The organism is Cohnella sp. SGD-V74, from assembly GCF_003001675.1.
Taxonomy (GTDB): domain Bacteria; phylum Bacillota; class Bacilli; order Paenibacillales; family Paenibacillaceae; genus Cohnella.
This window is the reverse complement of record NZ_PVYW01000015.1, coordinates 88,020-108,687: the sequence shown is the minus strand read 5'-3', so window position 1 is coordinate 108,687 and position 20,668 is coordinate 88,020. Positions and strand designations below refer to the sequence as shown.

The following is a 20,668-nucleotide window of genomic DNA, read 5'->3' as shown; positions in this document are numbered from 1 at the left end:
ATAAGGGGGTGATTTTTTGTTGAAGGATGCACTAAGACAATACTACGATAACTCCCCATGGAAAGATTCCGTCTTATGTTGGTATCCCTTTGCCGACGGGGTGACCTATGAAGTGGTTATGGATCCAAAGGACTTCTCGGTTGAAGCCTTAGCAACTTATAAAGAAAAGTTGGGTTCTCACGGTCGCTTGCTTTTAGTGTATGAAAACCCGTTTGCATTACGGTATTGGGCTGGCCAACGGGCCGCGAATACAGGGCTGCCTTATGATACGCTATACGGGTATGGAAATCAACCTCTCCCAAGCAAAGCTGAACTGCAAACACGCTTGAAGCTTGCGGGCTTTGAAGGGCAGAAGTGGTTCTACCCGTTGACCGATCATTACTTTACAAGGGAGGTGTATTCGGAGAATTATCTTCCCGATGAATTTTTGAACCAACGCTTTATTCCGTACATCAGTGATGATATTTCCTTGCAGTTCGACGAACGCCCTCTCTACCGCGAGGTCATTCGCGGCGGAGCATTTGAGTTTATGTGCGGGGCATATTTTGTGGAAGCGCGGGTCTGTGCAGACGATCCTTCATGCATAGTAGATTATGCGGCGATCACGATTTATCGTGATCCCGCCAAACGCTTTGCCACAACGGTTCGGGCTGACGGTACGGTGCGCAAAACACCTCTGCATCCCGACGGCAAGGCCAGCCTATTGAAAATCTTGCGTAATCATGAGGAACTAAGCAGCTTGGGCGTTAATGTCATTAAAATGAAAATAGAAGACGATTCGTTGGTTATGCCGCGCTTGAACTTGCCAACATTGTGGGATTATTGGGCACAGAAGCTCTCGGATGGAGCATTTGATGCGGATGAGATGGTTTCCCAGTTTGACCGTATTCGAGATGCTATTATGATGGCAGCAAAGACCGGGAAATGCTTTTGGGAGTTGATTCCGGCGAATTGTCTTTATGATAAAGAAAATGACGAGCTGCTCTTTATCGACCAGGAATACTTCTGGGAAAACGCTTCGCCCGATATTGCTCTTACTCGGGCGTTGTGGGCATTGATCTATTCGCCAGCGTTCGGCAGGGATCCTCGTACAAGAGCATGGCTCGAACTGCTCAAAGAGCGGTATGGGATTTCAGAACGGTTTGAGGCTTTATCTGAACAAGCGGAATTCAAAACACGTACGGAAGTGTTCGGTGACATGGCGCTTCCGCTGGAGCTGGAAACGGTACTGTCCGCAGAGAGGATTATGGAGAGGCGTCGATATTATAAGTTTCTTCCCGCCGTTCAAAAGCTGCAGGATATGGGACTTAAGCGTCCGGCGATTTATGGATTCGGGTTGCGCGGGAAGACTTTGAAACGCGTTCTGGACGACTGTGGAATCGACGTAACAGCTGTTATGGATAAGACGCTGCAAAATAACGAAAATATCGAAGGTTTGATATCGGACTGCAACTGCGATGTGTTAATTGTCAGCATTCTCAATAGCGATGAAATCGAAAAAGAACTATGCGGGAAAGTAAGCATACCCGTATATACCTTGGGAGAATTAATTGGTGAACAAACTAAACGAGTTGCAGGCCGTTGAACTTGATATTCTTAAAGAATTTATGCGGGTCGCTAAGCGCGAAGGGCTAACCTGGTTCGCCATGTTTGGAACCCTTCTTGGCGCGGTACGCCATAACGGATTTATTCCTTGGGATGACGATATTGATATTGCTTTGCCGCGCAAGGAATATGATCGTCTCAGGCTTTCGCAACATTGGTTTAGCGAACCCTATTTCCTGCAAACCCCACAAAACGATCCTGCCGCCGCGCCGCATTTCATAAGATTGCGACGAAGCGATACGGCTATTCTCATGAACTTTCCTAATGGATACACTCGAGGCGGTCACATGGGGGCCTATATCGATATCCTTCCGCTTGATGATATGCCAAACGGCGATGTGGCTAAACGTGTTCAAGAAACCGTCGCGAAAATGCAAGTTCAAATGTTCGCTTCCGCCGCTCTTGACGAATGCGAAGGGGCTGAAATCCCCGAAGGCAAGGAGAGATTCTGCTACGGTGCCGGTGGAATATCGGGCCAATACGACTTTCTTGCCGGGCGGTATGAACGTTTCTGTTCGAAGTATTCTAACCAGCTATATTACTCTATTCCCGTTCTGGGAGGAGAGAAGGGGGGGAAGGTGTATGACAAGAAATGGTTTTCGGAAGGCGTTGAAATGGACTTTGAAAATCTGAAAATTCCTGTGCCTGTCGGTTATCAAGAAACGCTAATTGTATCCTACCCCAACGGACTCTACGAGCCGGATGTAAAAGACCGCAAGCCCAAGCAAAGGGATCATTGCATTGTAGATTTGAATCGCTCATACCAAGAGTACATTCGCCGCTACACAGACATGCTCTGCGATATTGAGAGTAAGAAAGTGTATATCTTCGGTGCCGGCGACAGTCTGCGGATTTGGATGGAACGCTATAGCCAAGGTTTGAATGTCGTTTGCGCGTTTGATAATAGAAAAGAAGCATGGGGTAGCTCTGCTTATGGCGTGCCTGTGCGTTCTCCTTCGGAATTGCCCGCGCTAATGGATGAAAATTCGCGGCTCATTATCTCCAGCATTTATCATAAAGAAATAGCCAAGCAGCTTGAAGTCATGAAAATATTCGATTACTACTTTTTTATTGATGGCTTTAAGTATACGAGGTGTGTAAACAATGCAAAGTAAAGTGAGCATGGTTGTGCCCTGTTACAACAAAGTTAAAGAGATCGGGGCAATGCTGGAAAGCGTAATTGCCCAGGTATGGAACAACCTCGAACTCATTCTCGTCAATGACGGCTCCAACGATGGCACTCGTGAAGTGATCTCCGAATACGAGCCGAAGCTTCGTGCTCGGGGATATGAGGTTGTCATTGTCGATCAAATAAACTCAGGATGCTGTGCGGCCGTGTATGCCGGTCTTATTCGGATGACAGGACAGTACTTCTGCCTGGTTGACTGCGATGACAACATTGAACCGGAATATGTATCCACTATGGCAGGCTGGCTTGACGAACATGAGGAGTATGAATGGACGGCATGTTCATACAGACCTTATCGGATTAGAGACGGCAAAGTAGAACCGCAAGCCGTAACCAGTGCCGCAGCCATGTCGAATAACGAGCAACTGCTCGAACGGCATATTTTGCGGAAAATCATCACAACCTCGTGGGTATACATGGCGCGAGTAAGCTATATGAAACGTTGCCGTTTGATAGAAGTGTTCTGCGTTGAACGCAGGAAAACATATGAACCGCTATTCGCGGTTCCGTTGATGCTAGGCGGCGGAAAGCTGAAATGCTTTGAAGAACCGCTGTACCGCTTCAATCGGTTCGCTAGCGATATGTATTCTTTCGATACCTACGAAAAGGTTGAAAAGTACTATAGCGACTACTTTTATCTGTACAATTGGGCGATCGAACGTACGGATTTATGCCAAGACGACAAAAATAGATTATTCGCATTAGTTAAGCTAGGTAAAGCCAAGGACTGCTTATACCATCTAAACGATATGGACCCAATCGCACAAGCTGTAAGTGACAGGGAGCAGTATATAAATGAAGTTGCTGCAAGTACGACTGTTTTAATCGATGAATTATTTGGCCCGCCTCTCCGTTTAAAACCTGCCGTATTCAAATCAAAGCAGTACATGGAGATCATGAATTATCTAGACAAACTGATTCTAGATCCGGATAAGTTAACCGATGTTCAACTAAGCGAGGGCTCCAAGGTCATCGCGTACGGGGCGCTTGGGAAAATAGCAAGCTCTGTGCTTCCTCAGCTCAGGGGAACGGTCTTGGAACCAGAGCTTTTGTGGGATATTGGTGCCGAATCGGAAAACGAGATTGGAGGTCATGTCGTCATGAAGCCTAAGTTCGACGAGCTTCAAAAGGAGGATATTGTGCTTGTTTTACCGAAATCCGCCGAGGTATTGCGGTTCGTGCAGCAGAACTGCCCTGGTGTTAGGACAGTGGGCGTAGAGTTTTTACGAGAATTTATTATCCGGAATAGGTATTCTGGAATCAAGCCCGATTGCAAGTTTGCTTATTGATATGGACCATAGGGGCACTTGATTGCAATGCGGAGAGGAAGCTCTAATATGATATTTGAAACTAAACTGAAAAGCCTTTTGGATACGCCGATCGGTTTTCTTATTGCGCCTGCATTACTTCATTTGACCAGAAACGCATTTTCGGACGAAAAACAAATTGCGTTATATGGTGCGGGAGAGTGGGGGATTAATTGGCTTAACTATTTTCGTCATAATGGAGTAAAAATCGACTTCTTTATTGACGCCGGAATTGGCGGTAAGGACGTTGTACGCGAAGGACTCCCGGTCTATCTCCCCAACGAGACAGTTAAGTCCAATGTTTTACTTTTCGTTACTCCTGCAGTGCTTAATCAAAACCTTCAGGTGAGAAAAAAATTTCTCAATGAAATGGTGGAAAAAGGGTTTGCCGCAGAGGATGTCCTTTTTGTTCCTTTTGAGGTTTCTAGAGCGCTTGAGATAGGCAATTCATGCATAACAAACGCTTCAAAGTGCATAGAGGTCATGTCTATGCTGCAAGATAATTTGTCCAAATGCTGCTATTATGATTTTATCGAAAGCGGATTGAAAATAAAGCCATTATCAGCTCCATGGATGGATGTGAAATGGCAATATATCGCACCCGAGTTGTTCGAGCTTACAGAGTCTGATTATGTAGTCGATTGCGGAGCATATACAGGCGATACGGTTCTGCAGTTTGCTGAGATGTATCCGAATCTGCGCGGAATGACTGCGTTTGAGCCGGCGCCCGAGACGTTTGAAGCCTTACAAAACTTAATCGGGAAAGTGAGCATTCCGGTTCACGCCATCAATAAAGCTGTAGGAGACGTTTGCGGTTCGACGTTCTTGTATCTGGGAGATGACCCTCTTGGGTATCGGATTACCGATTGCACCAGCGAGGTTACCATTGAGATTTGTACCTTGGACAGCGAATTAACCGGTAGTGCTCCTACGTTCATTAAGATGGATGTTGAAGGGGCCGAGCTTGCGGCTTTACGCGGCGCACAAGAGGTCATTCAGAGGAACCGGCCGATCTTGGCGATTTGCATCTATCATAAAGGGGAAGACCTCTATGAGATTCCGTTATATTTACGAGAGCTTGTAAACGATTATCACTTCTTTGTTAGAAAATATACGGATACCGCATTTGAGTTGGTATTCTATGCCGTTCCTTTGGAGCGGTTGCTGAGTTAGACAAATTGTTGACTAGGGGCCAAGCATATGGAGAGTTTTTATAAAAAAGGGGAAACCATAAGCGATATTTCTTCAATTAAAAACAAGAAAGTTGTATTGTTCCCCGCGGGAAGCTACACCAAGCTACTATTGCAATACCAGAAACCGAATAATATATTTTGCATTTGCGATAACTCGAGTGGGATGCAGGGGAGAACAATCAGCGATATTCCTATTGTCTCTCCTCAAAAGCTTAGTGAGGAAGAGGGCGATTTTTGTATAATTGTAACATCGCCTAATCTCGAGAGAGATTTTACCAGGCAATTAAAGGAGCTTAATCTGATAGATCGCTGCGAGTTCATTGTTTGCAATTGGGGCTCAGTTACCGCTCCCCAATTCTACGACCCTTTTACATTTGAAGATAAGCGCAAAAACCATACAAAAACGCTGCTTGTTCTTGCGGGCTACAAACAAAAGCTATGGGATATTGTATTCAAGCGCATTAAACGGTTTGTTCCCAGCGATATCGATGTTTGTGTGATGTCGTCAGGGAAGTATGTTCCCGAACTAAGCCAAATCTGTCGCGACAACAATTGGTCCTATCTATCAACTCAAAAAAACAACTTATCTTTAATTCAAAATATAGCCATAAAGCTTCATCCGAATGCGGAATATATCTATAAGCTCGACGAAGACATGTTTATCTGCGAAGGGTTTTTCGACGGTTTACTTGAAACGTATAGGGATGTTGAAAAAAACTCCCGTTATCGAGTCGGTATGGTCGCGCCGTTGATTCCCGTTAATGTACATGGAAGCATTCGTTTTATGGAGAAGATGAACTGTCTCGAAGAGTTCGAGGACAAATTCGGCAAAGCCTATTATGATTTCCACACTCATTTCGAGGGGAAGACCGGAGAAACGCTGTTTCTCTGGGAGCATACCCTACCTTTGGACGAAACTTCAAAAAAAATACGTAGCATGCCATACTCCTATTTCGTTTGCCCCCATCGGTTTTCAATTGGTGCGATTTTATTCAAACGAACCACTTGGGAAGAAATGGGCGGGTTTAAAGTTAAAGAAGGTTCCGGCTTAGGGAGTGACGAATATGATTTCGCTGCGTTCTTCTTAACCTTAGCGAATTTTTATTCCTTCATCATCGCTGAAAATGTGTTAGCCGGCCATTATAGTTACGGGATGTTGAACAACCCGGCATTAATTGACGATTTTTACTATCGAAACAAAGAGCATTTCGATCTTTTGGAGGCGTAAAGATGTTAGCCACGGATACGGATAAACATTGGAATATCGGATATATTTCGGGTGCATTCGACCTGTTCCACATGGGGCATCTCAATTTAATCCGTCGGGCAAAAGAACGATGCAACAAGCTGATTGTTGGCGTTCTTACAGATGAGCTGATCATGAAGCGCAAAAATAAATGGCCGACTATACCGCTTAAAGATCGTGTAGAGATCATAAGTGCGATCAAATACGTTGACGAGGTTGATATCACGACGGAGCCTTTGATCTATAAATTTAATGCTTTAAAGAAATACGGATTTGACGCCATGTTTAGCGGAGACGATCACATAGACGATGGTTGGGGGCATGATGAAGAAGAGCTCAAAGCAGTAGGTGTTAACTTGGTATTCTTTCCCTATACGAAAGAAGTATCCACCAGCCGTTTACAAGAAGCCATTTTTCCTCCCAAGGCTGAACATGCGGATAAAGCAAGAAGAATAGAAGATGGAGTTCATTATCTATTTCCCTTCGATAAGGTGAATAAACATGAGCGTATCCTGATCTATGGCACCGGAAACGTCGGCAAACAATATGCCCGGCAGCTTTCGGCGTTGGACTTCTGCGAAATTGTCGCATTTGCGGATACATACGCAAAACCTGGCGATCAGTTCGAGGGAAAACGCTGCCTGACCCCAGAGGAGGTTCGTGTTTTTGAAAAGGAACTTGATCGTGTTGTGATTGCTTCTGCTGTCTATCATTCACAGATTTTATCGCTTTTACGGTCATTAGGAATCGAACCGGGGAGAATAATATGAAAAAAGTGATCACTTACGGAACGTTTGATTTATTCCACGAAGGTCATCGCCGGTTGCTAGAACGTGCCAAGGCTCTCGGCGACTATCTTATTGTCGGGGTTACCACAGAGCAATATGACATTCAACGGGGCAAGATGAATGTGGTGGATTCCTTAATGCGTCGCATCGATAATGTACGAAGTTGCGGTTACGCCGATGAGATTATTGTGGAAGATCATCCGAGTCAGAAGATTGGGGACGTTCAAAAGTATAACATCGATATTTTTGTTGTCGGGTCCGATTGGCGCGGCACATTTGACTATTTAAAGGAATATTGCGAGGTTGTCTATCTTGAGAGGACAAAGGATATTTCAAGCACGGATTTGCGAATTGAACGGAACAGGAGCATTCGGCTTGGCATCGTTGGCAGCGGCCGTATCGCTGAGAGAACGCTGTCTGAAGTGAAATTCGTAAGCGGCATCTCTGCGACATCGGTTTTTAACCCCCGTCTAAGCAGTGCCAAAGCATTTGCGGATCGATTTGAATTGGCTAGGGCCTTCGATAAATACGAAGACTTTCTCGACAATGTTGATGGTGTATATATTGCTTCGCCTCATGAAACTCATTATGAATATGCCCGTCTGGCTTTGTTGGCAGGAAAACACGTACTTTGCGAAAAGCCGATGGTTTTGTACGAAAATGAAGCGCGAGAGTTGTATGAATTGGCACAGCAAACGGGTCTTGTATTAATGGAAGCCATCAAAACAGCTTATGCACCCAGCTTTCTCAACCTCCTTGCAACTGCCAAAAGCGGACGAATCGGTAAAATATATGATGTGGAAGCCACATTCACAAAGCTTGTCCCTAGCGATTCCAAGGCTCGGGAATATTCCCCCGTTGTCGGTGGCAGCTTTACGGAACTGGCGAGTTATAATTTGTTGCCCATCGTGAAGCTGTTGGGAACCAAATTCAATGATCCGCGGTTCGAAATTTTTAAAGACAATACCGAAGTGGATATCTATACGAAAGCCTACTTCCGCTTTGAAGATGCGATAGCCACCGTGAAAACCGGCATAGGCGTTAAAAGCGAGGGGCAGCTGCTTGTTTCCGGCACAAGAGGATATATCCAAGTTAAATCGCCTTGGTGGTTAACTAGAACCTTTGAGGTATGTTACGAAAATCCGGACGATAATGAAAGCTTCTACGCGCCGTTTCCCGGATATGGAATGCGTTTCGAAATCGCTGATTTCGTTCGCAATATCAACGAACCGGCGAGGCGCAACTACAAGCTGACAGTTGAGGAGTCCATCGCAATGGCGAGGGTTATGGAGAAATTTTTGCAAGTGAGAAAGGGAAAATCCTAGCGTTGGCGCAGAATCTCTTGGAAGGAAGGGTACCCTATGCAAGGCAAAGTAAGTATGGTTATGCCATGTTATAATAAAGTGAAATATATCGGCGCAATGTTCGAATCCATTCTCGCGCAGGAATGGGATCACATTGAGCTTATTCTGGTGAATGATGGTTCAACCGATGGTACCCGCGAGATTATCTCTGAATATGAGCCCAAGTTTCGAATGCGCGGATTTGAGGTTGTAATTGAGGACCAAAAAAATGCCGGCGTATGTGCCGCTGCCAAAGCAGGACTTGCGCTAGCTACCGGGGATTATATCTGCATGATAGATAGCGATGACGAGTTGGATCCCAAGTATGTATCGGTAATGGCCGGCTGGCTGGATGAACATGCGGAATACGATTATTGCATTTGCGATGCGGCCCTGTATACAGGCAGTGGAGAAGGCAAACAATATAAGCCACTTAAGTTCAGTGATCTCCAAAGCGAAGAGCCACTATATACCGAGCGCTATCTTCTGACGGATATTCGTTCAGAGGTATGGGTTTATTTAGCGAGAACGGAGTACATTAAGAAGTGCAATATTATCCAAACCTATTTTACAGATACGAAAGGTTCCCATGAACCAGGGTATATCGTTCCCCTTACTATGTATCAGGGAAAATATAAGTATTTTCCTTTGGCACTGTACCTTTTTAATGTTGGGGACATCGGACATTCCCATCATGTTAAGTTCGAACAGGCGCAGCGATTTTACGATGAATATGAGCGGCTCTGTAAAATCGCGATAAACAACCTGCCGGACAACATTGTCGATTCTAAAAGGAAACAGCAATTGATTCATGTCTCGTTAATGGCAAAGCATATTAACCTGTATCGGCATGCTAAGGGATTACCCGACGGTTATTCCTACTTGGATCAGGCTCTTGAACAACTCGTAGAAACGATAAATACGGTTTGTGGAAATGCAGCTTCAATTACGAAAAACGATATAGTCGGAAAAGAAGAACTATTTATTCAAGCGGCAAAAAATAAACTGCTTGGTGTTGCGCCAACTCCAATGTCCATTGCACCGGATGGCCGCATGATTGGATATGGAGCCCTAGGCAAGCTTGCCGTATCCTGGATTCCATTGTTGAAGAATACTCCGCTTGAGCCAACGGAGCTATGGGACATCTCAGGTGATGGGGAAAGCGTCAAAAGGCCCGACTTTGGTTCGCTGGGCAAAGACGACACAGTGCTTGTTTTTCCCAAAGCAGAACAAGTTCTAAGCGAGATTAAAGCATGTTCGTCATGTGTCGTATTCAGTTCCAACGATATTAAAAACTATATCTCTCATTCTATTGCAGAAAAATACTTGAGTTAAGGTTGTGAATGCTTTGGCCACTAATCATACGAAGTTAAAAATGCTGGTTCTCTATACCTCCTTTAGAACTTGCGGTGGCATCGAAAGATTTCTGCTCAACTTTTTTGAGCTGTTTCCTGTCGAGGAGTATCAAATTGACCTTGTGCTATTTGATGACGATCAAGATGATGCGAAGATGTTCGACATGATTCCGGAGCACGTTAACGTACTTCCTTTCTTAAAGCAATATTCAAAATGGTCTTCTAAGCTTATGGAAGAGCTTGAAGCTTCCGGCCAAACCGAAAGCGCAAAAGCAAGGAAATTCATTCATGCCCGCAATCTTGACTCGGAGTTTAATAAGCAATCGGTGGGTCAGCGCCAAGAAGAAAACTGGAAGGTGCTGAAAGCCCTGTGTCCGGAATATGGGTGCTATGATATCGGCATAGCTTTTACAAACACATTACCCTTGAAAATATTGGCGGAAAAGGTCTCCGCAAAAAAGAAATTCGTTTTTCTGCATCTGGATATCCAAGCCGCTATCGCGTTAAAAATGCAAGAAGAGTCATTCTATCGCCATGAAAAAAAATGTTACGAAGAGATGGACGGCATTGTTTGTATTGCCAATCAAAATGCCCGGTCCTTTTGCGCGCTCTTCCCTGACTTATCCAATCGGGTTCAAGTGCTGATTAATATTAACAATAAAGCGCTTATGTTGCGACAAGCGGAAGAATTTTATCCTGAGGAGTATCGGAAAAGCGAGAATAATCTGTTAACCGTCGCAAGAATTCACCCGCAAAAGGGAATCGAATTACTAATAGAAACGGCTGGGAAATTGAAAGAGGCCGGCATGGACTTCCGCTGGTTTGTTCTTGGAAGTTACCATGCAGAATCTTACACTGCAAAATGCCAGAGCCTGATTGAGAAGATGAATCTTCAAGATCGTGTTTTCTTTCTAGGTGAAACACCGAATCCATTTCCCTATTACAAAAACTGTACGTTATACGTTCAAACGTCTGTTTTTGAAGGCCGGCCGCTTGCAATAGAAGAAGCGATGAGCTTGAATTGTCCCATCGTGACGACGGATTTTTCTTCCGCTAGAGAGCAGATTGAAGATGGAGTTAACGGAAGGATATGCAGCTTTGACGCTGAACAAATGGCGAGCGTAATTGCGGATTTGCTTCAAAATACCGAGAAACGTATCAGATTTTCGGATAACAATTCCAAGTATGACGGCACCGATGGTGTTAATAAGTATTTAGAATACTTCAGGTAAGGTCGAATCCTTGCAGGAAGGAGTAGACGAATGCAGCCCAAAGTCAGCATGGTCGTTCCATGCTATAACAAAGTTAACTATATTTCCGAAATGCTTGATTCTGTCCTTGCACAGAAGTGGGATAACATTGAAATCATTTTGGTCAACGACGGCAGTAACGACGGGACTAGAGAGGTCATTGCCCAATATGAGGGGAGACTGCAAGCCCGAGGTTATCAGGTCATTGTCATTGATCAAGAAAATCAGGGCGTAGCCGCAGCAGTTAGAAATGGTTTAAAGCTTGTATCGGGTGAATTTGTATGTATACCAGATTGCGATGATTTACTACATGAAGAATACGTTTCAGCCATGGTAAATGCACTGCATCAATTTCCTGACGTAAATTGCGTTGTTTGTGATGAGGTCAGAAATCGATGGGATATGGGCTTTGCTCCGAAACGGGATGTCTCAGAGATTACTCTGGTGCCGAATCATAATCAGAATTTATTAACAAAATTTATTATGAAGAAACTTATGACTTCAGTGGCGATAATTATGCTTCGAAAGGCATTAATTGATAAATTATGCTTAGTTGAACGTTTTATTACTCATCTGAGCCATACTCAGGAGGAGCAGATTTGGCTTCCGATCTTAGCTTCGGAGGAAGTCATTATTCACCTGCGAAGACCGCTATACTCTTACATTTTGCGTGAAAACTCTATCATAACATCGCAAACGGACTTACAAAAAATTTACCAATATGCAGAATCCAAATGTTTTTTGTCCCAAAAAACGTTAGAAGATTGTATTGACTCATCAACCAAACTTGATTTTTATTGCAAGCTAACTGTTATAAGCAAATGTAGATATGTGGTAAGACAGATAAGTCGGAACTCTGGCTTAGAAAGTTATAAAGATTACTATTTTAAAAAATTTGTACGTGCTATGAATGAGATCTCATCTTCTAAAATAAGTGAAGAACGCGTTGAAAGGACCGGAATTTCTGTAGCTTTTTGTGCGATAAGCAATTGCACTACTCTGTTTGCAGCAGAAAAAAAAGATACACTCTCTGTAATTCGGAGAACACAAGGTCGCTTAATCGCGTATGGCGCTGGTCTTGTAGCGAAGAGTACGTTACAGGATTTTATTAAGTGCAATATTGTCCCCTACGAAGTGTGGGATATCAAAGCAAAACAAGATGAAAGTCTTTTTAATATTCCTCTTGTGCAACCTGATTTTGATTCGCTTACAAGGGAGGATACGGTAATCATATTTTTGAATGGCAATTCAGATGTGGAATATAAGCTGCGTGGAACGAATTCGAACATATTTTATTATCAAGATGCGCTAAATGACTTGAGTGCAGAGTATTTTCCAGAATTAATTGTGCACGAAGTGAGGTGCGGTGAGTGACACCATCCAAGTATTACCCATTTCCGATAAAAGCTTTGAAGCATAATATGCCTTTGGTTATTTATGAAACTGGGATCATTGCTGAGCAATATATAGATCAGCTAGAAGCGCTAGGTATGCGGGATCGGATTCAATATTGTGCCGACACCTTTCCTTCTAAACGCAAGCAATTCAGAGGGATTCCGGTACTAGATCAACAACAGATCGCTCAACTTTCTAATAAACAAGAGATGATTTATGTCGTCGCGTCCTATTGGGCATCATTTTCGATTGCAGATACGCTTCGAGCATGCGGCATTGATGACATTCATATTGTTATGCCTATGGCGATGGAAATTGAGGGACAAACTGTCCACTTTCCGCTCCATAAGCGTGCTATACGTCATATTGTTATTTATCCGTTCATTGAAACGATTGAAGAGCATGATGATATGGAGGCGAGACTGAATTGGTTTCTGCCGAATAGACAGAATCTACATGTATACATACCTCAAGACCTGCCAGGTGATGAGGTATGGCAAAGTGAAATGGATGCTTGCGATGTCCTTCTCGTATGGAGGCAGTCCAGCTTGAATGATGCGTTATTACGGCCCTATCGAGCGAAAATAGGATGTGTTGATCCGAGTTATATGGAAACCCCGGAATTGCCACTATATGCAAGATTATACTACCGCACACTTGAGTTTGAAGAACGAGCAGCATTGCTGAAACAGTCGATGTTTAACTTCGAGCGATTGCAGGCGCTGGTCGGTAAAGGGCAGCCTGCTTATGTGTTTGGGTCAGGCCCTTCGTTAGAGACGGTACTGAATATGCAGCTCATACCGGGAGTAAAGATTATATGCAATGCAATTGTACAAAGTGAGAAGGTGCTCGACCGGCTGGATCCAGATGTGCTTGTTGCTATCGATGCGCACTTTTTCAGTCATACGATATTTGGTCAACAATATAGAGAAACGATTAAGCAGTTTCTTGACCATTCTTCGCGTTACTGCATCGTTCCTGAGATGTATGCGGCATTGTTGTTTGCTCAGTATCCGGAGCTGCGTTACCAGATCATTGGAATGCCTATTACAAGTACGATTTATCATTTCCCCGTGTTAGATTCGTTCTGGGTAAAATCATTAGCTAACGTAATTACAACTTTAGCTATACCTATAGCTTCATCGCTTGCAGATACAATTCTGATTGCAGGCTGTGATGGATCATCCAATTTAGAAGAGCCTTGGGACCACAGTAAGATAGCACAATGGGACGATACAGTGAATGCAGCACACGAGGCCCATACTTCCTATAGGCTGATAATCAATAGCAGGGAATCATATCATGAGCAGCATAATCGCAACATTGAGGAACTAATCGCGCTCGGTGAGCAATGCGGGAAAACATATCATTCGATTACGCCCTCGTTTATTCCTGCATTAGCTAGGAGATTTAAGAGATTGGAAACGTGAAGTGTCCCAAAGCCAGATGAATAAAGGGGATTTCAGGAAACGATTTTCACTGATTAGTGTGCATATATGGGGACACTCGAAGCATCTGTTGAATACTCTTATTATTATATTGATATTATACATATAAATATAAGGCGGTGTTCTTTTGAAATTATCTGATATTAGAAATACAAAAAAAAAGATTGTTATTTTTGGTGCGGGCAACGATGGTACTAAAATTTCAAGTGAAAAACAATTTGTTGTTTCGTACTTTGTCGATAATGATGTTGAAAAACAAAATAAATATATTGATGGGATATTAGTAAATAATCCTTCTATTTTATTGAAGGAAAAGAAACATGATCTACTAATAATAGTCGCAAGTTTATCTTGTTATAGTGAAATAGCGCTTCAGCTTAAAGAGATGGATTTTAAGGAAGCAGAGCATTTTTTCATATATGGAATATCAATAGTAGATAGCTATTATGAAAAAAATGAACCTCATGCTTCTTATGCTCCCTGGAATGAGGACAATTTATTTTTGGCTACTTATCGAACCATAAAACAAAATACATTGGTTGATAAATATAGATGCTTTGAACTATGGTCAATAATAGAACAAGTGTCCAATTTAAATGGCGCATTAATCGAGATTGGAGTTTGGCGTGGAGGAACTGGTGCATTGATAGCAACAAAAGCCAAGCTTTGTGATATAGAAGATACAGTATATCTTTGTGATACTTTTACGGGGGTTGTCAAAGCAGGGAGTAATGATTCATTTTATATAGGTGGGGAGCATAAAGACACGAGTATAGAATCAGTTGAATCTTTACTTGGTGAAATGTCGTTGGAAAATGCTCAAATTTTAAAAGGAATTTTTCCTGATGATACAGCAGATCTCATAAATGAAGAAGTATTTAGGTTTTGTCATATTGATGTGGATGTTTATAATTCTGCGCAACAAATATTTGATTGGATTTGGGGTAAAATGGTTGTTGGTGGCATTATAGTTTATGATGATTATGGATTTAGTAAATGTGATGGTATTACCAAACATGTAAATCAGTTAAAAACTAGAAGTGATTTGATTTATATTCACAATCTAAATGGACATGCTTTGTTTATTAAAATAAGCTAATTAGTTGAAGTAAAGTGACTGAGGAGGCGGTTCCTTATGCAATATAAATTTGGAGAAAATGAACAGATATTAGTGTGGAGGTCCTGGTCGAGTCTGATTCTTGTTTGAAGATATTTGTTTAAAGTGGAGTTAACTATAAAAGTGCGCGAAGAGGAGGCCCATCATGAAACCGAGAATTGTAGCTGAAATCGGATGTAACCATATGGGTAATATGGATATTGCAAAAGAAATGATTACTACGGCAGCGATATTTTGTAAGGTAGATGCAGTTAAATTTCAAAAGAGAAATAACAAAGAATTACTTACACCGGAACAATATAACGCGCCTCATCCAAACCCACACAATTCTTATGGGGAAACTTATGGCGAACATCGAGAGTTTTTGGAGTTTGATCTTGATCAGCATCGTCAGTTGAAGAAATGGTGCGAGGAAGCGGGGCTTGTCTATAGTACATCTGTGTGGGATATGACTTCTGCTAAAGAGATAGCGACCTTGAGCCCTCACTTTATTAAGATCCCTTCTGCCCTGAATTTACATTATGAAATGTTAGGTTTTTTGTGTGATGAGTTTCACGGTGAGATTCATCTGTCATTAGGTATGACGACGAAACAGGAAGAAAAGGAGGTAGTTGAATTCTTTATTAAGAATAAGCGTGCCAAGGATCTGGTGTTGTATAGCTGTACTTCTGGATACCCTGTTCCTTTTGAAGATGTATGCTTGCTGGAAATATCTAGACTGGGCCAGGCCTACGGGCGGGATGTTAAAGAAATAGGATTCTCGGGGCATCATAATGGAATTGCAATTGATATCGCTGCATTCACTCTAGGAGCTACTACAATAGAACGCCATTATACTCTCGATAGAACATGGAGGGGCACGGACCATGCTGCCAGCCTAGAACCGGATGGATTGCGGAGGTTAGCAAGGAATTTAGAAGGCGTTCAGAAAGCACTAACATATAAAAAAGAAGATCTCCTCAATATTGAGGTTGTGCAAAGGGACAAACTTAAATGGAAAAAACACTAAAAACGGTAGCATTCATTCCTGTTCGCGGCGGTAGCAAAAGTATTCCATTGAAGAACATTAAGGATTTCTGTGGTAGACCATTAGTATATTGGTCGATAGTTGCGGCAACTAAATGCACGGAGATAGACGAGGTTTTCGTTGCAACTGATGATATTCGTATCAAAGAAACGGTGCTGAGTTTTGGCTTTTCTAATGTGAACGTTATCGAGCGTAGCGCTGAAAGTGCTCATGATCAGGCTCCGTCTGAGACGGTTTTATTGGAGTTTGCAAATCGTATAAAAGCTGAGCGCATTGTGTTTATTCAGGCCACATCTCCATTACTAGAAGCAGAGGATTTAACAGAAGCATTACGCAAATTGGATGATGTTCAAGCCGATAGCCTCGTTTCGGTTGTGCGGCAGAAACGCTTTATATGGCAAGAGCACGAAGGTGAGGCTAGTCCTCAAAATTATAATCCACTGTCTCGTCCTAGAAGACAAGACTGGGAAGGCTACCTTGTTGAGAATGGTGCTTTTTACATCACGAGCAGGGATCAATTGCTATCTTCTAAATGTAGAGTTTCTGGTAAGATTGCCTTATATGAGATGAGCGAGGATACTTATTTAGAATTGGACGAACTTACGGATTGGGCTATTATTGAAAAAATAAAAGAAATGAAGTTGGAGTCGCAAGCGAACCGCGATATCGCATGGCCTTCGCTGAATCTATTTATATCTGATGTCGATGGTGTGCTCACCGACGCTGGTATGTACTATTCTACGGATGGACAAGAACTGAAGAAATTTAATACCCGAGATGGTAAGGGGATTGAACTTCTTAGAAGAGCGGGCATCAAGGTAATGTTCCTTACAGCGGAAGACATCGAGGTTGTGCGAGCGCGTGCGAAGAAGTTAAATGTGGATTATTTATTCATGGGTATCAAAAATAAAAAAAAGTTTTTAGCTGAATTTTTTGAGGCAAATCCCCAATTTGCATTCCATAAAACCGCCTATATAGGCGATGATGTGAACGATCTTGAGTGCTTACAAGCGGCGGCTTTCTCGGCTGCACCTCAGGATGCTCATTCGAGTGTCAGGAGAGAAGTCGACTACGTTTGTTCGCTCAGTGGTGGACATGGTTGCGTGAGAGAAGTGAGTGACTTCTTGTTAACTAAAAGAAATTAGATATTAAATAGTGATCTCAGGAAGGGAATGGGCGTTATGATTACATTGCCTGATTTCAGTAAAGCATTTGAATATGAAAACCAATTCTATCTATCTTGCGATATTACACGAATCAGCAAGATGCTGGCACATTATGAGTTGTTTAAAATGGTTATGGATTTACCGGGAGCGGTTGTTGAGTGCGGGGTGTTTAAAGGGGCGTCACTATTGAGATTTTCCATGTTCCGAGAGCTTCTGTCTTCGACGTATTCTAAGAAGATCATCGGGTTTGATATCTTCGGAAAATTTCCAGAAACGAATTTTGAAGAAGATGTTCGGTTTCGAAAGCAGTTCATTGATGGGGCTGGAGAGAATAGTATTGCGGTTGAACAGTTGCAAGAAGTACTTGATCGGAAAGGGATTAATAAACAAATAGAATTGGTGAAAGGAGACATTACAGAAACAGTTCCCGACTATGTGAGGAAGCATCCTGAATTGAAAATATCATTGTTGAATTTAGATACTGATATTTATGAGCCCTGTACAGTGATTTTGGAGCATCTGTATCCGCGGCTAGTAAAAGGCGGAATTCTTATTATAGATGATTATGGGACATTCCCCGGCGAGACAAAAGCGATTGATGATTATTTCAAAGGGAAAGATGTAATAATTAGAAAGTTTCCATTTGCAATGACACCCTGTTACTTAATTAAAATTTAAAAAACATATCCTCAAATATGAAGTTAACGATGAGTGAATGTTAAAGTAGATAAGTGGCGGAAGGTTCGCTTGATAAGAATGCGTGTCGCGATCTGCTCGTCATTACGGGAATTGTATTGCTGCATAGCAACGAGAATTGTACGTTTATGAATAGTGATTGTGACTGTATTCATCGACCCGCAGTATCTTTAACGCTTTGAAAGGCAGGATAGTTAGTGGGGCTATAATGGAAACTAATGGTAAGGGAGCCGAAAGGAATGGATATTAAATTGAAAACAGTTGTTCATAGAATCTATAACCATTTAGCAGACAAGCAGTCACAAGATATATTCCAAAGCAGAATGATGTACAGTCTGACGAATGATTATAGATTTATTATGGATGTCGTAAATATGCTCCCGCAAAGCCAGCAGTTGAACACATTAATCTCAACGATCCCGGATATTTCTTCCGAATTAATCATGTATGGAGCAGGAAGTGAATTTAATAGAATTATATGCGCGTTCCCTCAAATTAAGTTTAAATGCTTATGCGATAAGAACCCAGAAAAGCAGAAAATCGGTTGGCATGGATATGACGTGATTTCGCCGCAAGAGTTGTTTGAAAATTATAAAGATAGCTATGTCATGATAGTTTCATCAAAATACTGGCGCGAAATATATGAGGAACTTACTTCAGGTGGAGTTCCTGAGGGGCAGATTATTAATGTTGGAAAGATTTCAGCCGAGCTGCTGGATCTGCAATACTTTGACACAGATATTGTTAGGCCTGCTCTAAATGAGATATTTATAGACGCGGGTTGCTTTGATTGTGAAACAGATCTCTCATTCAGAAAATGGTGCGACGGAGCATACGAAAAGATCTATGCATTCGAGCCGGATATACAGAACTATAAAAAGTGTCAAGTGATTATTGAAAGAAAGCGGATTGAGAACATTTACTTGTTTCCAAATGGACTTTGGGAAGAAAAGAAAACCCTTAATTTTAGTATGCAACAAAGTCAACGTTCTAAGGTAATAAATAAGGGGAACGAAAGAATTGTCACGATTGAGGGAGTCCCGTTGGACGAGATCGTTGGCGAAGATAAGGTTACTTTCATAAAAATGGACGTTGAAGGTTCTGAATTGGAAGCTTTGAGGGGGGCGAGAAATACAATCAGACAAAATCGTCCTAAATTAGCAATATCTATCTATCATAGAGACAATGACATATTTGAAATACCGGATTATGTGCTTTCATTGCACTCAGATTATAGACTGTATATCCGTCATTATTCTTTAGGCCCGGAGGAAACGGTTCTTTACGCAATTTAGGGCGTATACAAATTATACACGCCATTTGACACCGCTTACAAAAAAATCATTGACACCAATCTTTACCTGATGTTATATTCGGGATGTGGGCTGGGTATAGATGCCTATGTCTAACGTCATTTGAATATGAAGGGAATGTTTAACACATGCAAGGTAAAGTAAAATGGTTCAATGCAGAAAAGGGTTACGGTTTCATTGAAACCGAGCAAGGTGGGGACGTGTTCGTTCACTTCTCGGCTATTCAAATGGACGGTTACAAAGCGCTTGAAGAAGGCCAATCGGTGGAATTCGACATCGTACAAGGCGCAAGAGGTCCTCAAGCGGCTAACGTTACCAAACTGTAATCATCCGGCGCGATCGCGCCTAACTCACATAAGAACAACGCACCGCTTCCCTGGAGCAATCCAGGGTTTTTCTTTTCCCGATTCGACGATTCACAGCAATAATTTAAGTTTTCAAAAAATTCAAAATTATTAACTGAATGTTTTGAATAGCCCATCTCAAATGTGATATGATGTAGGTAAGCAAAGGAGGAGTTGCCCCATGAAATACAACATTCGAGGTCAGCGCATGGAAGTCACAGATGCTTTAAGAGAGTACGTGGAGAAGAAGCTGAGTCGTCTGGACAAGTATTTTGAAACGCCTCCGCAATCCGATGTCAATGTAACCTTGAGCGTTACCAAGGGCCACCAAGCCATCGAGGTTATGATTCCTCTTCCGGGAGCGATGCTTCGCGCCGAAGAGAAGCGTGACGACATGTACGCTTCGATCGACTTCGTAGTGGACAAACTGGAAAGACAAATTCGCAAGCACAAGACGAAGATCAATCGCAAATTCCGCGAGCCGGGATCTGCCAGAGCTTTGTTCAAAGAAGACTTCGGCAACGGAAGCGTGTCGACGTTGGCTCGCGAAGAAGACGAGAACCTGGAGCTCGTTCGGACCAAGCGCTTCAACCTGAAGCCGATGGACGTCGAGGAAGCGATTCTGCAGATGAATCTCGTCGGACACAACTTCTACGTGTTCGCGAATACCGACACGAAGGAAGTGAATGTCGTTTACCGTCGGGACGACGGCAAATATGGGCTGATTGAAGCCCAATAATCCCTATCGAACAATCCAGCCTCGGCGATCTCGCCGGGGCTTTTTAGTGTCTGCGAATCTGCGCAGCTGGCTTACCCCAAGACATCTGCCTCTTCTCTCGAAGTACAAACCTTCCCGACTTCTCTCCAATATGATGAAGAATGAGGG

General features: G+C 42.7%; 18 protein-coding genes and 1 pseudogene. All 19 read left to right on the top strand.

Going from position 1 to position 20,668, the window contains the following annotated elements:
* The first annotated feature begins 19 nt into the window (after positions 1-19).
* Positions 20-1,585 (top strand): hypothetical protein, encoded by a 1,566-nt coding sequence (locus B0G52_RS21965; protein WP_143762614.1) that lies wholly within the window; start codon positions 20-22, stop codon positions 1,583-1,585.
* Entirely contained in the window at positions 1,554-2,720 is a 1,167-nt protein-coding gene (locus tag B0G52_RS21960) for a LicD family protein (RefSeq protein ID WP_106359410.1), read from the top strand. Before B0G52_RS21965 ends, B0G52_RS21960 begins: the two co-directional genes overlap by 32 nt.
* Positions 2,710-4,083, top strand: coding sequence for a glycosyltransferase family 2 protein (locus B0G52_RS21955; RefSeq protein WP_094047535.1), 1,374 nt, complete (start codon positions 2,710-2,712; stop codon positions 4,081-4,083). The genes B0G52_RS21960 and B0G52_RS21955 overlap by 11 nt, the downstream gene beginning before the upstream one ends.
* Positions 4,084-4,131: 48 nt before the next feature.
* Entirely contained in the window at positions 4,132-5,274 is a 1,143-nt protein-coding gene (locus B0G52_RS21950) for an FkbM family methyltransferase (RefSeq protein ID WP_158223818.1), read from the top strand.
* Positions 5,275-5,301: 27 nt separating this feature from the next.
* Positions 5,302-6,522, top strand: coding sequence for a glycosyltransferase family protein (locus tag B0G52_RS21945; RefSeq protein WP_094047533.1), 1,221 nt, complete (start codon positions 5,302-5,304; stop codon positions 6,520-6,522).
* A gap of 2 nt (positions 6,523-6,524) precedes the next feature.
* Entirely contained in the window at positions 6,525-7,310 is a 786-nt protein-coding gene (locus tag B0G52_RS21940; protein ID WP_094047532.1) for an adenylyltransferase/cytidyltransferase family protein, read from the top strand.
* A pseudogene (locus B0G52_RS36260) lies at positions 7,307-7,678 on the top strand (adenylyltransferase/cytidyltransferase family protein); the annotation flags it as partial. The gene B0G52_RS21940 and the pseudogene B0G52_RS36260, both read left to right, overlap by 4 nt.
* The gene (locus B0G52_RS21935; RefSeq protein ID WP_255407504.1) at positions 7,673-8,653 is read left to right on the top strand and encodes a Gfo/Idh/MocA family protein; all 981 of its coding nucleotides are present in this window, start codon (positions 7,673-7,675) and stop codon (positions 8,651-8,653) included. The pseudogene B0G52_RS36260 and the gene B0G52_RS21935, both read left to right, overlap by 6 nt.
* Positions 8,654-8,689: 36 nt before the next feature.
* Positions 8,690-10,006: a glycosyltransferase family 2 protein gene (locus tag B0G52_RS21930; protein ID WP_094047530.1), complete on the top strand. Its 1,317-nt coding sequence runs from the start codon at positions 8,690-8,692 to the stop codon at positions 10,004-10,006.
* A 4-nt stretch (positions 10,007-10,010) separates the two neighbouring features.
* On the top strand, positions 10,011-11,258 hold the full coding sequence (locus B0G52_RS21925) for a glycosyltransferase (protein WP_143762613.1): 1,248 nt from the start codon (positions 10,011-10,013) through the stop codon (positions 11,256-11,258).
* Positions 11,259-11,288: 30 nt separating this feature from the next.
* A complete protein-coding gene (locus B0G52_RS21920; RefSeq protein WP_094047528.1) occupies positions 11,289-12,650 on the top strand; it encodes a glycosyltransferase family 2 protein in 1,362 nt (453 codons plus the stop codon).
* Entirely contained in the window at positions 12,647-14,101 is a 1,455-nt protein-coding gene (locus tag B0G52_RS21915; RefSeq protein WP_094047527.1) for a hypothetical protein, read from the top strand. Before B0G52_RS21920 ends, B0G52_RS21915 begins: the two co-directional genes overlap by 4 nt.
* Positions 14,102-14,246: 145 nt before the next feature.
* On the top strand, positions 14,247-15,218 hold the full coding sequence (locus B0G52_RS21910; RefSeq protein WP_198960700.1) for a TylF/MycF/NovP-related O-methyltransferase: 972 nt from the start codon (positions 14,247-14,249) through the stop codon (positions 15,216-15,218).
* Between the two features lie 163 nt (positions 15,219-15,381).
* Complete coding sequence (locus B0G52_RS21905) at positions 15,382-16,245, top strand: N-acetylneuraminate synthase family protein (RefSeq protein ID WP_094047526.1); 864 nt, start codon at positions 15,382-15,384, stop codon at positions 16,243-16,245.
* Positions 16,230-17,408 carry an N-acylneuraminate cytidylyltransferase gene (locus B0G52_RS21900; protein ID WP_094047525.1) on the top strand — a complete coding sequence of 393 codons (1,179 nt, stop codon included), beginning with the start codon at positions 16,230-16,232 and terminating at the stop codon, positions 17,406-17,408. Before B0G52_RS21905 ends, B0G52_RS21900 begins: the two co-directional genes overlap by 16 nt.
* A gap of 36 nt (positions 17,409-17,444) precedes the next feature.
* Entirely contained in the window at positions 17,445-18,107 is a 663-nt protein-coding gene (locus B0G52_RS21895; protein WP_094047524.1) for a TylF/MycF/NovP-related O-methyltransferase, read from the top strand.
* Positions 18,108-18,364: 257 nt separating this feature from the next.
* Positions 18,365-19,420, top strand: a complete 1,056-nt coding sequence (locus tag B0G52_RS21890) for an FkbM family methyltransferase (RefSeq protein ID WP_158223817.1) — start codon at positions 18,365-18,367, stop codon at positions 19,418-19,420.
* 146 nt (positions 19,421-19,566) lie between these two features.
* Entirely contained in the window at positions 19,567-19,764 is a 198-nt protein-coding gene (locus B0G52_RS21885) for a cold shock domain-containing protein (protein ID WP_094047522.1), read from the top strand.
* 199 nt (positions 19,765-19,963) lie between these two features.
* On the top strand, positions 19,964-20,521 hold the full coding sequence (gene hpf, locus B0G52_RS21880) for a ribosome hibernation-promoting factor, HPF/YfiA family (protein WP_094047521.1): 558 nt from the start codon (positions 19,964-19,966) through the stop codon (positions 20,519-20,521).
* The last annotated feature ends 147 nt before the right edge of the window (positions 20,522-20,668 follow it).

Excerpts from the sequence above, each read along its gene's own strand:
- B0G52_RS21955 (WP_094047535.1), top strand. The coding sequence starts at position 2,710 with ATGCAAAGTAAAGTGAGCATGGTTGTGCCCTGTTACAACAAAGTTAAA.
- B0G52_RS21950 (WP_158223818.1), top strand. The coding sequence starts at position 4,132 with ATGATATTTGAAACTAAACTGAAAAGCCTTTTGGATACGCCGATCGGT.
- B0G52_RS21945 (WP_094047533.1), top strand. The coding sequence starts at position 5,302 with ATGGAGAGTTTTTATAAAAAAGGGGAAACCATAAGCGATATTTCTTCA.
- B0G52_RS21940 (WP_094047532.1), top strand. The coding sequence starts at position 6,525 with ATGTTAGCCACGGATACGGATAAACATTGGAATATCGGATATATTTCG.
- B0G52_RS21930 (WP_094047530.1), top strand. The coding sequence starts at position 8,690 with ATGCAAGGCAAAGTAAGTATGGTTATGCCATGTTATAATAAAGTGAAA.
- B0G52_RS21920 (WP_094047528.1), top strand. The coding sequence starts at position 11,289 with ATGCAGCCCAAAGTCAGCATGGTCGTTCCATGCTATAACAAAGTTAAC.
- B0G52_RS21905 (WP_094047526.1), top strand. The coding sequence starts at position 15,382 with ATGAAACCGAGAATTGTAGCTGAAATCGGATGTAACCATATGGGTAAT.
- B0G52_RS21900 (WP_094047525.1), top strand. The coding sequence starts at position 16,230 with ATGGAAAAAACACTAAAAACGGTAGCATTCATTCCTGTTCGCGGCGGT.
- B0G52_RS21895 (WP_094047524.1), top strand. The coding sequence starts at position 17,445 with ATGATTACATTGCCTGATTTCAGTAAAGCATTTGAATATGAAAACCAA.
- B0G52_RS21890 (WP_158223817.1), top strand. The coding sequence starts at position 18,365 with ATGGATATTAAATTGAAAACAGTTGTTCATAGAATCTATAACCATTTA.
- B0G52_RS21885 (WP_094047522.1), top strand. The coding sequence starts at position 19,567 with ATGCAAGGTAAAGTAAAATGGTTCAATGCAGAAAAGGGTTACGGTTTC.
- hpf (WP_094047521.1), top strand. The coding sequence starts at position 19,964 with ATGAAATACAACATTCGAGGTCAGCGCATGGAAGTCACAGATGCTTTA.